Origin of the sequence: Rufibacter tibetensis (genome assembly GCF_001310085.1) — a bacterium.
Classification (GTDB): domain Bacteria; phylum Bacteroidota; class Bacteroidia; order Cytophagales; family Hymenobacteraceae; genus Nibribacter; species Nibribacter tibetensis.
On record NZ_CP012643.1, the window covers coordinates 2,842,142 to 2,855,420 of the forward strand.

Consider the following 13,279-nt stretch of genomic DNA (forward strand, 5'->3'; position numbering starts at 1 on the left):
TTTCTTTTTGCTTTCTTGGCTGCCCTTCAAACTATACAGACTTTATGAAAAATATACTTCCCGTGGTTCTGCTTCTCTCTGTGCTTTTCGCCTCTTGCCAGGCAAACGGAGATAAGCCGACAGATGGGGCTTCGGCTAAGAAAGAAATTGACGTTGTGTTGTGTGAGTTTTCATCCACAGATTCTGCCACGGCTATGTCCAGGCTACAAGGCAAATGGGAATTGCGTGGCATCAAAACCAACTACATGGGCGCTCAGGAAGACGAATTTCTGACAGGAGATAAAATCGGCGAAGCCAAATCCCTTACCTTCTTTGAAAACGGCGAGTATGAAGAGCACGTGAATGGCAGGCTACAGGGTGAAAGGCAATCTTTCAAAATTGTAGGGCAAAGCCTGCCTCCGGTAGGTTATCAGTTCTGGTTCTGCGACGAGAATACCTTGGTCATTAACAACGTCATCGCCGATGGTGCCACCGAGGTTTTCATTCGTCAATAATCCCTGCGGCTATGTCCCTTCAGCAGAAACTTACCCAAGATTTCTTTACTCGTCCAGACTCAGTTACCATTGCCCGTGACTTGATTGGAAAACACTTCTTTTCCAGCTTTGACGGGGTGCTCACCGGGGGTATGATAGTAGAGACCGAGGCGTACTCAGGTCTTAACGATGCTGCCTGCCATGCGCACCTTGGGCGGCGCACCAAACGCACCCAGGTCATGTATGAACAGGGGGGCATTGCCTATGTGTACCTCATCTACGGCATTCACGCTTTGTTCAACATTGTGACCAATGCAGAAGGCATTGCCGATGCCGTGCTCATTAGGGCCATTGAGCCGACAGAAGGGATTGAGGAAATGCAGCTCCGCCGGGGATTGACCAAAGTAGAGCCGCGCCTTACTGCTGGTCCTGGGCTGGTTACTCAAGCCCTGGGTATTTCCACCCAACACAACGGCACAGACGTCAACGGAAATGAGATTTGGTTTGAAGACCGAGGCGTGCTCGTTCCCGAGGCCCAAATTGTGGCAGGCCCCAGAGTTGGGGTTGCTTATGCCGGGGCAGATGCCCTGTTGCCGTGGCGGTTCTCTCTGAAAGGCAGCCGTTGGGTGAGTAAAGCCAATCCAAAGTATACGCTATAATCTAGCTGATAACTTTCTTGCAGAGGAGCAAAATAGGTTTGTTATGCAGGTCTGTGGTGGCAAATAAGTAGTCTTCTCCGCCTTCCTTCAGTTTTATCTTTTCCCGTAACTGCGCCACCGTAAGCGGATAATTTCGGACGGTAATGTTGGCCTTCTTTTGGGGTAAGAGTTGTTGAAGCTCTTTTACGTTGGCCTTCGGGTTACTCGTAATTACAAAAATACGGCCCGGAAACGCCTCCACTAATTCACTGGAAGTATAGAGATGGCTGTTGCGGTTTAATTTGTGTACCCTGTACCGTTCAGATAGCCATTTGTAGGCGCCTGCTTTCAGTAAGGCCGTGTTGGGTTCATACAAATACCGTTGTGGCTCAGAGAAAGTGACCTGCGCATTCTCCTCTTCCTCCTTGGTGAAAGTAAGAGGCTCTTCCTCCTTTTCAGGTCTTAAATGGACGGCGGTTATCTGGGGAGCACCAACAGCATCGGGTTTAAGTAAGTATAGCACCTCTTTGCACTCGTTTTGAACAGCAATCACCCACACCTGCGCTACATGATTCAACTTCTGAAGCGCTAGATCAATGTCCAGCATGGGGGCAGTCTTCAACAGAACAGCCTTACTTTTCTGAAAAAGCAACGGAAGCAGGCCTATTACATCAGGCTCGCAGTCCTGCAGTAAGTGCACTCGTTCCTGGCTTTGTCCGCGCCGGGCCGGGTCCAAGAAAAGCACATCTACGGGGTGTTCTAGTGAACGCAGGAACGTCTCTGCCTCTGTAGCCTCTACGGTAATGTTTTTGACTTCTAGCTGGGTGAAGTTGAATGCGACAATTCTGGCTAGTTCTTCCTGTTGCTCTACATACGTTACGTGCCTGAAATGCCGGGCAAAGTGGTAGGCATCTACCCCAAAGCCACCGGTTAAATCAACCAATGTTTCCCCGGAAACCAATCCTGCTTTATAGGCTGCAGTCAATTGAGAAGAACTCTGCTCTACTGAGAGGTTGGCGGGGAAAAGCAAATCCAGGTTAGATGCCCAGGAAGGAATCTTGCTTTTAGCCTTTTGCCTAGCCCTGATTTGTTGCGCTAACTTAGGCACATCTAACTGAGGCCACTTCTTAGCTTGTAAGACTAAGTGCGCGGGATCAGCGGTAAGGTTTTCTTCCAGAAAAGTACGTTCAGCAGGGGAGAGCGGGAGAGGCATGCAGAAATGTTATAGGTGATGGTAGCAGTAGATAACCCTGTTTTACGCCTGTTTTACAGAAATGGGTCACAAGATGCTTACACCCTATTTAGTTGAGGATGGTAAACTTATTGACTACCTTTGTGGTTCTTCTGTAAAAATTGAACTACAATGGTAGAAACGTATCTGAAGTACAAAGTAAAAGATATTTCCCTGGCTGAGTGGGGAAGAAAAGAAATTAAACTGGCTGAAGCTGAAATGCCAGGTTTGATGGCTATCCGTGAGGAGTACGGCGCAAGCCAGCCTTTGGCGGGTGCGCGTATCGCGGGTTGCTTGCACATGACTATCCAGACAGCGGTGTTGATTGAGACATTGACTGCGTTGGGGGCTGAGGTAACCTGGTCTTCTTGTAACATCTTCTCAACTCAGGATCACGCTGCTGCTGCTATTGCTGCTGCTGGTATTCCGGTTTATGCCTGGAAAGGTATGAACGCCGAGGAGTTTGACTGGTGCATTGAGCAGACGCTTTTCTTTGGAGAAGACCGTAAGCCATTGAACATGATTCTGGATGATGGTGGTGACCTGACCAACATGGTGTTTGACAAATACCCAGAGTTGGCTGCCGGCATCAAAGGGTTGTCTGAAGAGACTACCACTGGTGTTCACCGTCTGTATGAGCGTATGAAAAACGGCACTTTGTTGATGCCGGCTATCAACGTGAACGACTCTGTGACCAAATCAAAATTTGATAACAAGTACGGCTGTAAAGAATCATTGGTAGACTCCATCAGAAGAGCTACTGACGTGATGATGGCTGGTAAAGTAGCCGTGGTAGCTGGTTACGGTGACGTAGGAAAAGGTTCTGCCGCTTCATTGCGTGGTGCCGGTGCCCGTGTAATCGTGACTGAGATTGACCCTATCTGTGCTTTGCAGGCTGCTATGGACGGTTATGCCGTGAAGAGAATGGAGAATGCCATTCCTGAGGCTGACATTGTAGTAACCGCTACTGGTAACTTCAACATCATCCGTTCTGAGCACTTCTTGGCCATGAAAGACAAAGCTATTGTTTGTAACATTGGTCACTTTGACAATGAGATTGACATGGCATGGTTGAACGAGAACTACGGTCACACCAAAGACACTGTAAAACCACAGGTGGACCTTTACACCTTGGAAGGCAAAGACATTATCGTCTTAGCAGAAGGTCGTTTGGTGAACTTAGGTTGCGCCACTGGTCACCCTTCTTTTGTAATGTCTAACTCTTTCTCTAACCAGACATTGGCCCAGATTGAACTGTGGACCAACGCTGAGGCGTATGAGAATAAAGTTTACACCTTGCCTAAGCACCTGGATGAGAAAGTAGCTCGTCTGCACTTGGCTAAGATTGGCGTAGAACTGGAAGAACTTTCTCCTGAGCAAGCCGCTTACATTGGTGTGGAAGTAGAAGGACCATTCAAACCAGAGTACTACCGTTACTAAGCTTTTCTGTTTCTGGAATCTTTTCTAGAAAACAACATATAAACGCCCTGCTTCTGTACAGAAGCAGGGCGTTTTGCTTTAGGCGAAAGAGATGTTTAGTCATTCAGGTATTTACTGATGCCGTTCTCGCACCACCTGGCTTTCTCTTCAATAGCGTCTGCCAGGATCCGGTCGTTTTCTGCTAAGGAGGTGCGCGCATTTTCAGGGTGGTACAGATGATAGCCTACGCCGCCAAACGGCAAATTGCGTCGCTCTACGCCAGCGTTCAGCATTCTTATGGCAAACTCACTGTCTTCGCGGCCCCAGCCTTGTATGTTCTCGTTGAAGCCGTTAATGCGCAATACATCCGCACGCCAGAAAGCCATGTTGCAGCCTCTTATGGCTTTGATATCAGGTCGTTTCTTTGATCCCAGTTTTGCCAGGAAATCTGAGGAAACGGCATTGAAGCGGTTGATGATGCCGAAAGTAAAAGGCGTAATGTGCCACTTCTTGGTTCGCAGAATTTCCTCTGTAAGTTTTGGTTGCAGCAACACCCGCTTGCCTTGGATGAAGGTGTTTGCCTTGGCTATACGTTTGTGGCTTTTCACATAATCAGGGTGCAGTACCATGTCACCATCAATGGAAAGGAGGTATTCTCCGGTGGCCATAGCCATGGCTTTGTTCCGGATAGCCGCTAGCCTGAACCCGGTGTCTTCGTGCCAGCAGTGGTGAAGTGGCACGGGAAAGTTTTGCTGAAAACGCTCAATGACCGCTTTGGTGTCAGAGCGGGAACCGTCATCGGCTATAATCACCTCATCAGGCAGTTCATGCTGCAACGCCACACTCTTCAGTACGACTTCCAGTGCTTCTGGCCAATTATAGGTAGAGATGATGAGGCTGGTAGTCATGGAGCGGTTGGCCTCATGCAGCTTCATATACTTGTAAAAGGCCCCATTGGCATTGCAGGCCGAGATAAGAAATCCCTCAAAACCATATAAAAAGCCACGCTTCAGGAAATAATTGCGCTTAAACGTCCAGACAGCTTTGTAAGTAGCTTTGAAGGCAGAAGACGTCTTTTTGAACCGGTTCTCCTGCGCGAACAGCGTGGTATATTGGTTCAGCTTCTGGAGCAGTTCTGTAGCGTTCCTGAAGGAATAATGGTTCAGGATGCCGGGTAACGTTTCCACGGTTATTTCCTGAGTCATAAGGCCTTCATGGACCTCGCGGTTGGTAAACTGAGTAGCGCGGCGGTTAAAAAGCCGTAGTACGTAATCGTTTTCCCAACCACATGCGTTTATTAAACGTTTTCCATAAAAATTGTGGCGCAGGAACCGGTAGGCTTTCGCGCTTTCTAAAGGGTGCGAGAGAATGGACAGGGCCAGTTCTGGGGTCAAGACCTCATCGCTGTCAATGGAAAGCACCCAATCATGCGAGGCGTAAGATGCTGCCAGGTTCTTGAGCGGACCAAACCCAATGAACGGTGAATGAAACACCTTTACGTTCGGGAATTGGTTTGCAACAGCCACGGTAGCATCAGTGGAGCCATTGTCCAGTAGAATGACCTCCGGGAATTGGGCCAAAGCCCTAAGGCATTGAGGTAGCAGTTCCTGACTGTTTTTAGCGAGTATGGTGACAGAAATAGGTTGTGGCATGCAACGCAGAAACAATAATAAGAGGGAGTTAAATTCCTTGAAATGAAGGTTTGGGCCGAGGAATGTAAACATCTGCCCCAATATTCGTATGTACCTATGTATATTTAATTTCTATATTTGCGTATAGGTATTTTTATCCCCAAGTGTAAAAGTACAAAATCAAGACCAATGAGCGAACAGAGAGCGAATTCAATGACTAAAGAGGAGAAAGACGCCCGGTTTGAGGCGGAGTTGATGCCGGTTATTTCGCCTCTCTACAACTTCGCGTATCGTCTAACCCTGGACGAAGACGATGCTAATGACCTGGTTCAGGAGACTTACCTTAAGGCGTACCGCTTCTTCGATTATTTTGAACCCGGAACTAATGCAAAAGCGTGGCTGTTCCGCATCCTGAAGAACTCGTTCATTAACGACTTCCGGAAGAAGAGTAAGCAGCCCGCTAAAGTAGATTACTCTGAGGTGGAAGGCTACTACAATTCTGAGGATGTAGACGCGGAGGGTGACAGTTCTGGAGGTACTACTGACCTGCGCATGGAAAGTGTGCAGGACCTGATTGGAGACGAAGTGGCAGGTGCCCTGAACTCCTTACCAGTAGACTTCCGGACCGTGATCATCCTGTGTGACTTGGAAGGGTTCACGTATGAGGAAATGGCCAAAATTCTGGACATCCCCATAGGAACTGTACGGAGCCGCCTTCACCGGGCACGGCACTTCTTAAAAGAGAAGTTAGAGAAATACGCAAAGTCAATGGGTTACAATGGATAATAGAAATTAAAATGATGGGGACTACTACAATGACTGATGAATTGATGGGCGCAAACGCCTCAGATGAGAGCCATGAATCTGACTGTGAAAAGGTTCAGGGCGTTTTTGAGAAGTGGCTGGAAGGTTTAGCCACTAAAGAAGATGAAGCTTTTTTAGAGGAACGGGCAGATGAGTGCTCCCCTTGCTTTGAAAGCGTTGACAAACAACGTTTATTTGTGAAGTTCCTGAATGCGTCTCTGCGGAGACCGGGTACTCCAGCTTCATTAGCAGATACCATCAAATCAAGAATCCACCAAACGGCTTAGTTTAAGCTTTCCTACCCTGGATGCAAGGTAAAATCATTATTTTTTCGGCCCCGTCCGGAGCCGGTAAAACCACAATTGTCCGTCATTTAGTAAACGTTCTTCCAGAACTAAGTTTCTCTATCTCTGCTTGTACCCGCGACCGCCGGGGCCGCTCAGAAGTCAACGGAAAAGATTATTATTTCATTACCCCAGAAGAGTTCCGTGAGAAAGTAGGAAACGATGAGTTTGTGGAGTGGGAAGAAGTATATGAGGGAGCCTTTTACGGAACCCTTAAATCTGAAATAGAACGCATCTGGTCTGAAGGTAAACACGCCATTCTGGACGTGGACGTGAAGGGAGGGTTAAGCGTAAAGCATTTCTACAAAGACCGTGCGTTGGCCGTTTTTGTAAAACCACCTTCCATTGAAGAACTTTCTAAACGCTTAGTAGCCCGTAACACAGATTCTGCCTCCAGCATTTCCAGTCGCGTTTTCAAAGCCAAGTTTGAATTGAGTTTTGAAGACCAGTTTGATGAGGTGATTGTAAACGAAAATCTGGAAGAAGCATTCGCCAAAGCTGAAAAATTGGTGCGAAACTTCATCAACCCAGAAGAGCCTATCGTGTAGCCATGCGGGTAGGATTGTTGTTTGGATCCTTCAACCCCATCCACATAGGGCACCTGATCCTGGCCAATTACATGGCCACTAACACCACCTTAGATACAGTGTGGCTTGTAGTAAGCCCGCAGAATCCGTTTAAACCCAGCAACAGCCTGTTGCATGAGTTTGACCGTCTGCACATGGTGCGGTTAGCCATCGCAGATAATGCGGATCTTGGCGTGACGGATATTGAATTCCGGATGCCTAAGCCTAGCTACACCATTGATACGCTCACCTACCTGCAGGAAAAATATCTTAAGTATCAGTTTTCGCTCATCATGGGAGAAGATAACCTGGCTACTTTTCATAAATGGAAAAACTACGAGCAGATTCTAGATCATTATGAGATCCTGGTCTATCCAAGGTCGGGCAGTGGGAAAATTACGGAGTCATTAAAAGAACATCCTAAGGTTACTGTAGTACCAGCTCCCTTGTTGGATATCTCAGCCACCTTTATCCGGAAGTGCCTTAAGGAAGGAAAATCTACCCGGTATCTGCTTACTGAACCAGTGGCAGAGTATGTCCATGCCAAGAAGCTATATCAATAAGAAAAAGCCAATTACTTCAGAGTAGATCAGATTGCGTCCTAAAAAGTAAATTATAACAGCAGTTAGTAAAGAAAACAAAGCCGGCGTTTAGGTTCTCTTTTCAGAAAAGAGGGCCTAAATGCCGGCTTTGTTTTACCATAGGGGTGAATTGCTTATAGCTGATATGCCTCTCAAATAAAGACCCTGCCCCTTATCTTTAAGTAAAACCATTTTTTAACTTCATGGAAAAGGTGGTTCCGTGTGCCAATTGTACAGGTTGTAAATCTTAATTGTTTAGCTAGAAAATAATATAAAACCTTTTTAGGTTACTTCCGTATTCAAGAAGTTTGTCTACATGCTGTGTTTAAATTATTCTGTTTTTCGCAATATAAATGCTTGATGGCTTCAGAAATGTGATGTAATTTGCTATTCCTTCACAGAGACAATAGAAGGAGTTGTTTAGACAATGAGTGACCAATTAATATTTCAAGACACATATATCTCCATTGCCTATCATGCAGAAGAGCAGTATGTTCTAGCTGATTGGATTGGGTTTCAGACAAAGCAATCTGTTTTGGATGGGTGTGAGCGTATCATGGAGACAATGCAGCATTTTGAGTGCTCTAAAGTTCTCAATGATAACACCAATGTAGAAGGAATATGGTCCAGCGCCGCAGAGTGGGTAGGATCTGAGTGGTTCCCTAGAATGCGCTTAGCCGGTATGAAGAAGTTTGCGTGGGTGTATTCACCCAGCATGTTCAGCCGCCTGTCAACAGACAAATCTTTGCGCTTCACATATGATACTACTGGTATTGAGGTGTTTGAAAGCATGAATGAAGCAAAAGAGTGGTTAATTTCTGTTTAAGCATAAGCTGTTTTTTCTAATAGCTATAAAAGAGAAGTCCCCGCACTAACCAGTGCGGGGACTTCTCTTTTATAGCTATTTTCTGAAATAAGGCTGAAAAGTACTGACCTTAGATGGTCATGATTTCGGCTTCCTTCTTTGACAAAAGCTCATCTAGTTTTACAATGTAAGAATCAGTCAGCTTCTGCACTTTGCCTTCAGCGTCTTTTACGGCATCTTCAGACGTGCCTTCTTTCTGTAGCTTGCGCAAAGACTCATTTACGTCTTTCCGGATATTGCGCACTCTGATCTTGCCGCTTTCCGTTTCGTTTTTGGCTTGTTTTACCAAATCCCGACGACGCTCTTCCGTTAATGCCGGAATGTTCAAACGGATACCGTCTGCCTCTGTCATTGGGTTCAAACCAAGATCACTGTTTTTGATGGCCTTGCCAATCTCTGCCACCATGCCTTTTTCCCACGGCTTAATCATAAGCGTGCGGGCGTCTGGAGTCATGATATTGGCTACCTGAGAAATAGGGGTAGGAGTGCCGTAGTAATCTACGCGCAGATCTTCTACCATGGCTGGAGAGGCTTTGCCAGCTCTGATTTTAGTTAATTCTACACTTGTGTGCTGCACCGATTTCTGCATGGATTCCTCGGCTTCGCTCAAATAAAAATTAATTTCTTCGGTCATTGGGATTTCTGATTTAGAAAGATGACTAAATGGCACCGCTATAGCAAACGCCAGAGAGCGGCACAAATTTCTGATTTTATTTTGTAAAATCCATTGCTCAGGGCAATAGACAGTTTTGATTACATTGAAACTAAGGTTCCTACTCTCTCGCCTTGGATCAATCTGGCTAAATTGCCTTTTTTGTTGATGTCAAACACCACAATAGGCAGATTGTTTTCCTTGCAAAGGGTAAACGCAGTCATGTCCATTACGTTCAGACCTTTTTCAAAAACCTCTTCAAAGGTGATATCTTCATACCGAACGGCAGAGGCATCTTTCTCCGGATCAGCGGTGTAGATTCCGTCTACGCGGGTACCTTTCAAAACTACATCGGCTTCAATCTCAATGGCACGTAGGCTGGCTGCTGAATCTGTCGTAAAGTAAGGGTTGCCAGTACCTGCCCCGAAGATGACCACACGGCCTTTCTCCAGGTGACGCATGGCTCTACGGCGGATGTACGGCTCGCACACCTGCTGGATGTTAATTCCTGATAGTAAACGGGTGAAGATGCCCACCTTCTCCAAGGCACTTTGCAGCGCCATGCTGTTGATTACTGTGGCCAACATGCCCATGTAATCGCCCTGCACGCGGTCCAATCCTACAGCCTCGGCCTGCACACCCCTGAAAATGTTACCTCCGCCAATTACTACGGCCACCTCAGCGCCAAGGTCAACGGCAGATTTAATTTCTTCGGCGTACTGCACCAGCATGTTGGTATCAATCCCATACTGCTGTTCGCCCATCAAGGACTCTCCGCTGAGTTTCAATAGAATTCTTTTGAATCGCATGCTTATTAAATAGTAATAGTTAGTGACACTGGTCTATATACATACGTTTAGGGCCTACTTTCTAGAAAGCAGGCCCTAAACGGAATTAACTTAAAACACGATCAATACTTGGTTCTTTTCAACGTTCTGCCTTACGTTGACTTTTACGGCAGAAACAACGCCATCGCCGGGAGATTTGATGATGTTCTCCATTTTCATGGCTTCCAAAATAAGGATAGGGTCGCCTTTCTTTACTTCTTGGCCCGGTTCCACTTTTATATCCAGGATAAGGCCGGGCATGGGAGCTTTGATGTCGTTTATCTTTTGAGCCAGCGCCTGGCCCATGCCTAAACTCTCCAGAAGAAGATCCATCCGGTCCTGCACCTGCAACGTATGCACATTGCCATTGATCTTGATTCTGAATGCTTTTGTCTCAGGATCAGCTTCTAACACCTCTGCAGTGTAGGAACGGCCGTCTTTCAGAATGTGGAAGGAAGTGGGAGTAAGGGGGAGCAAATCCCAGGTAAAAGGAGCGCCGTTGAGAAGGATTTGGTTTTTCTCTAAGACTACTTGCCACGTGTTGGTGGCCGATTTTACCTGTAGCATGTTGGCAGTGTTATGGACAGTAAGTACCGTATGTGTGAAATAAATTCACAACTTGAGTCCCCAAAGTTAATAAATCATTACATGAATCATATCGTTTCCCGCGGCTTCTTGTTCTTTCTGTTGTGCAGTGCTCCTCTGGGGTGCGCGGTAAAGCAACAGACGGCTTCATCTGTGGCCTCAGAAGAAGTGGTCTCTGCCCCTGATTCCGCAATTACGGAGGTAAAACCTGTGACAAGCCAAGGGCCATACCAGCCCGCTGCAGAGCGCCTGGTAGATTTGCTGCATACCAAACTGAACGTAAAGTTTGATTGGGCGAAACAGCATCTGCTAGGCGAGGCTATCCTTACCTTGAAGCCTTACTTCTATCCTCAGAGCCAGGTAGTGTTAGATGCAAAAGGGTTTAATGTGCATAAGATAGCGCTGCTTAAGGGAAAGCAGGAAGTACCAATCACCTATGAGTACGATCAGCAGCATCTCACCCTAAAACTGGATAAGTCTTATACCCGGAGAGACACGTTGCAGGTGTTTATCTCCTATACCGCCAAACCAAACGAACTCACCGTGAAAGGGAGTGAAGCTATCCAGGCGGACAAAGGCTTGTACTTTATCAATCCGTTAGGCACAGAGGAAGGAGTGCCTCAGCAGATATGGACCCAAGGCGAGACAGAAGCGAACTCAGCCTGGTTCCCTACCATTGACAAGCCTAATGAACGTATGACGCAGGAAATCTACATTACCGTAGAAGACCGCTTCAAAACCCTTTCCAACGGCACGCTGGTTTCGTCTAAAAAATCAGAAAACGGCCTTAGAACAGATTATTGGCGCATGACCAAACCGCATGCCCCTTATCTTGTTATGATGACCGTTGGGCAATTTGCGATAGTAAAAGATAAATGGCGAAACAAAGAGGTCAGCTATTGGGTGGAACCGGAGTATGCCGCTACGGCTAAGGCCACCTTCGGGAGGACGCCAGCCATGTTAGAGTTCTTCTCGCAGAAATTAGGTGTCGCTTTCCCTTGGGATAAATATGCGCAAGTAGTGGTGAGAGACTTTGTTTCGGGGGCTATGGAGAACACCACCGCCTCTACCTTTATGGAGGCTGTGCAGCAGGACCGCCGCGAGTTGCTGGACAAGAACTGGGACCACATCATCGCCCATGAGCTCTTTCACCAATGGTTTGGAGATTTAGTGACAACGGAGTCTTGGGCAAACCTACCCCTAAATGAATCCTTTGCAGATTATTCTGAATACCTGTGGGCAGAACACAGATATGGGCCAGATGAAGCTGCTTTAACCCACCAAACAGCCTTATTGGAATACCTTGGGGAAGCTAGAACGAAACAAGAGCCGCTCATCAGGTACCATTACCTTGACAAGGAAGACATGTTTGACAGTCATTCCTACGCCAAAGGTGGGCGGGTGCTGCACATGCTTAGAGGTGAGGTTGGAGACGAGGCTTTCTTTGCCTCTTTGAACCTGTACTTGTCCCAGAACAAATACACGGCTGTAGAAATTGACAAGTTGCGGTTAGCCTTTGAAGAGATTACCGGAAAAGATTTGAAGCCGTTTTTCCAACAGTGGTTCTTAACTCCCGGGCACCCCGAACTTAAGGTGAACCACGCCTTCCAGAATGGTACCCTTTCTGTGCAGGTAACCCAGACACAGGATACCCTTAGAACTACAGTCTACGATTTTCCCCTAACCATCGCTATACTACAGGGAGATAAATGGCAGGAAGAGAAGGTAGAAGTAACTAAAGCAAACCAGACGTTCTATTTTCCGATGTCAATAGCTCCACAAACAGTAGTGATAGATCCGCAGCAGAGGCTGTTGGCAAATATCACTCATGACAAACCCGTTACTGAATGGACAGCTCAGTTCCTGCAAGGCACAAGTTATGCCATGAAGTCTACTGCGCTGGAGCAGTTAAGGGATACAACGCATACAGGTATTGACCAGGTGATCCAGAAAGCCATGCAGGACCCGTTCTGGAAAATAAGATCAACGGCTTTAGAAATGCTGGTGTCTACTCCCGCCATCCAAAAACCAGAAGTGCAAGCACAGATTCAGCAGATCGCACAAACAGATAAAAGCAGCGCGGTAAGAGCCATTGCTACGTATGCTCTTAGTACCCTAAGCGGCTTGCCACAGGATATAGTAGAAAGGGGACTTCAGGATAGTTCTTACCAAGTGGTAAGCGCAGCTATTTTCGCCTGGACAAGAGGAGGCCATGACCTGAACCGGTTAAAACCATTTTTAGCTTATAAGAACCCAGATGTAGTGAATGCCTTGGCTGCCGCCTTCACCGCCAGTGAAGAGGAAGAGCTTTACGGTTGGTATTTGAAAAATGCTCAAAGAATGAGGGGAGGAGAGCTGTTTTACTTCCTTCAGAGCTTCGGCGCCTACCTTTTGAAAAAAAATATTGATGGGCAGGAGAGGGGGTGGCAGGCCTTGGTAAGTATAGTGGAACGCGAGACCATGGACATAGCTAAACAAACAGCCTTTCAAATGCTTACGTTAATGGCGGAGACGGAAGAACGGAGGGAAACCTTGCAGAAATTAGCCGAAAAAGACCCAAAATTGGGACAGTTGTTAGGCCTACAGCAGAACTAATCTGAAAAATATTTGCAGAAATATTTGACACGGAACAAAAAGCCACTAATTTTGCAGCTCCTAAGAAC

The 13,279-nt window shown here is 46.7% G+C and carries 14 protein-coding genes; 9 read left to right on the forward strand and 5 right to left on the reverse strand.

Annotated elements, in window-relative coordinates; all coding sequences use genetic code 11:
* Window positions 1–44: 44 nt before the first annotated feature.
* Both DC20_RS11455 and DC20_RS11460 read left to right on the forward strand, forming a co-directional pair.
* A complete protein-coding gene (locus tag DC20_RS11455; RefSeq protein WP_062543953.1) occupies window positions 45–494 on the forward strand; it encodes a hypothetical protein in 450 nt (149 codons plus the stop codon).
* Between the two features lie 11 nt (window positions 495–505).
* Entirely contained in the window at window positions 506–1,132 is a 627-nt protein-coding gene (locus DC20_RS11460) for a DNA-3-methyladenine glycosylase (protein ID WP_062543954.1), read from the forward strand.
* Window position 1,133: 1 nt separating this feature from the next.
* On the opposite strand, the gene DC20_RS11465 is transcribed toward DC20_RS11460, so the two are convergent.
* Entirely contained in the window at window positions 1,134–2,324 is a 1,191-nt protein-coding gene (locus tag DC20_RS11465; protein WP_062543955.1) for a THUMP-like domain-containing protein, read from the reverse strand.
* A gap of 150 nt (window positions 2,325–2,474) precedes the next feature.
* On the opposite strand from DC20_RS11465, the gene ahcY reads away from it, so the two are divergent.
* Window positions 2,475–3,782, forward strand: a complete 1,308-nt coding sequence (ahcY, locus tag DC20_RS11470; RefSeq protein WP_062543956.1) for an adenosylhomocysteinase — start codon at window positions 2,475–2,477, stop codon at window positions 3,780–3,782.
* A gap of 95 nt (window positions 3,783–3,877) precedes the next feature.
* Here the strand turns inward: ahcY and DC20_RS11475 are convergent, their stop codons facing one another.
* Window positions 3,878–5,413, reverse strand: coding sequence for a glycosyltransferase family 2 protein (locus DC20_RS11475; RefSeq protein ID WP_062543957.1), 1,536 nt, complete (start codon window positions 5,411–5,413; stop codon window positions 3,878–3,880).
* A gap of 168 nt (window positions 5,414–5,581) precedes the next feature.
* Here DC20_RS11475 and DC20_RS11480 point away from each other — a divergent pair, with 168 nt between their 5' ends.
* The 5 genes from DC20_RS11480 (at window position 5,582) to DC20_RS11500 (ending at window position 8,513) form a co-directional block, all read left to right on the forward strand.
* The gene (locus DC20_RS11480) at window positions 5,582–6,178 is read left to right on the forward strand and encodes a sigma-70 family RNA polymerase sigma factor (protein ID WP_062543958.1); all 597 of its coding nucleotides are present in this window, start codon (window positions 5,582–5,584) and stop codon (window positions 6,176–6,178) included.
* Window positions 6,179–6,189: 11 nt separating this feature from the next.
* Window positions 6,190–6,483: a hypothetical protein gene (locus tag DC20_RS11485; protein ID WP_157593140.1), complete on the forward strand. Its 294-nt coding sequence runs from the start codon at window positions 6,190–6,192 to the stop codon at window positions 6,481–6,483.
* A 20-nt stretch (window positions 6,484–6,503) separates the two neighbouring features.
* Window positions 6,504–7,088: a guanylate kinase gene (gmk, locus tag DC20_RS11490; RefSeq protein WP_062543960.1), complete on the forward strand. Its 585-nt coding sequence runs from the start codon at window positions 6,504–6,506 to the stop codon at window positions 7,086–7,088.
* A 2-nt stretch (window positions 7,089–7,090) separates the two neighbouring features.
* Window positions 7,091–7,669, forward strand: a complete 579-nt coding sequence (gene nadD, locus DC20_RS11495) for a nicotinate (nicotinamide) nucleotide adenylyltransferase (protein ID WP_062543961.1) — start codon at window positions 7,091–7,093, stop codon at window positions 7,667–7,669.
* A gap of 445 nt (window positions 7,670–8,114) precedes the next feature.
* The gene (locus DC20_RS11500; RefSeq protein WP_062543962.1) at window positions 8,115–8,513 is read left to right on the forward strand and encodes a hypothetical protein; all 399 of its coding nucleotides are present in this window, start codon (window positions 8,115–8,117) and stop codon (window positions 8,511–8,513) included.
* 109 nt (window positions 8,514–8,622) lie between these two features.
* Here DC20_RS11500 and frr read toward each other — a convergent pair whose 3' ends face one another.
* From frr to DC20_RS11515, 3 genes are all read right to left on the reverse strand, one after another.
* A complete protein-coding gene (gene frr / locus DC20_RS11505; RefSeq protein ID WP_062543963.1) occupies window positions 8,623–9,186 on the reverse strand; it encodes a ribosome recycling factor in 564 nt (187 codons plus the stop codon).
* A 119-nt stretch (window positions 9,187–9,305) separates the two neighbouring features.
* Window positions 9,306–10,013: a UMP kinase gene (pyrH, locus tag DC20_RS11510; RefSeq protein ID WP_062543964.1), complete on the reverse strand. Its 708-nt coding sequence runs from the start codon at window positions 10,011–10,013 to the stop codon at window positions 9,306–9,308.
* A gap of 90 nt (window positions 10,014–10,103) precedes the next feature.
* Window positions 10,104–10,598 carry an acetyl-CoA carboxylase biotin carboxyl carrier protein subunit gene (locus tag DC20_RS11515; RefSeq protein WP_062543965.1) on the reverse strand — a complete coding sequence of 165 codons (495 nt, stop codon included), beginning with the start codon at window positions 10,596–10,598 and terminating at the stop codon, window positions 10,104–10,106.
* Between the two features lie 81 nt (window positions 10,599–10,679).
* Between DC20_RS11515 and DC20_RS11520 the strand changes: the two genes are divergently transcribed.
* Window positions 10,680–13,211, forward strand: a complete 2,532-nt coding sequence (locus tag DC20_RS11520; protein WP_062543966.1) for a M1 family metallopeptidase — start codon at window positions 10,680–10,682, stop codon at window positions 13,209–13,211.
* The last annotated feature ends 68 nt before the right edge of the window (window positions 13,212–13,279 follow it).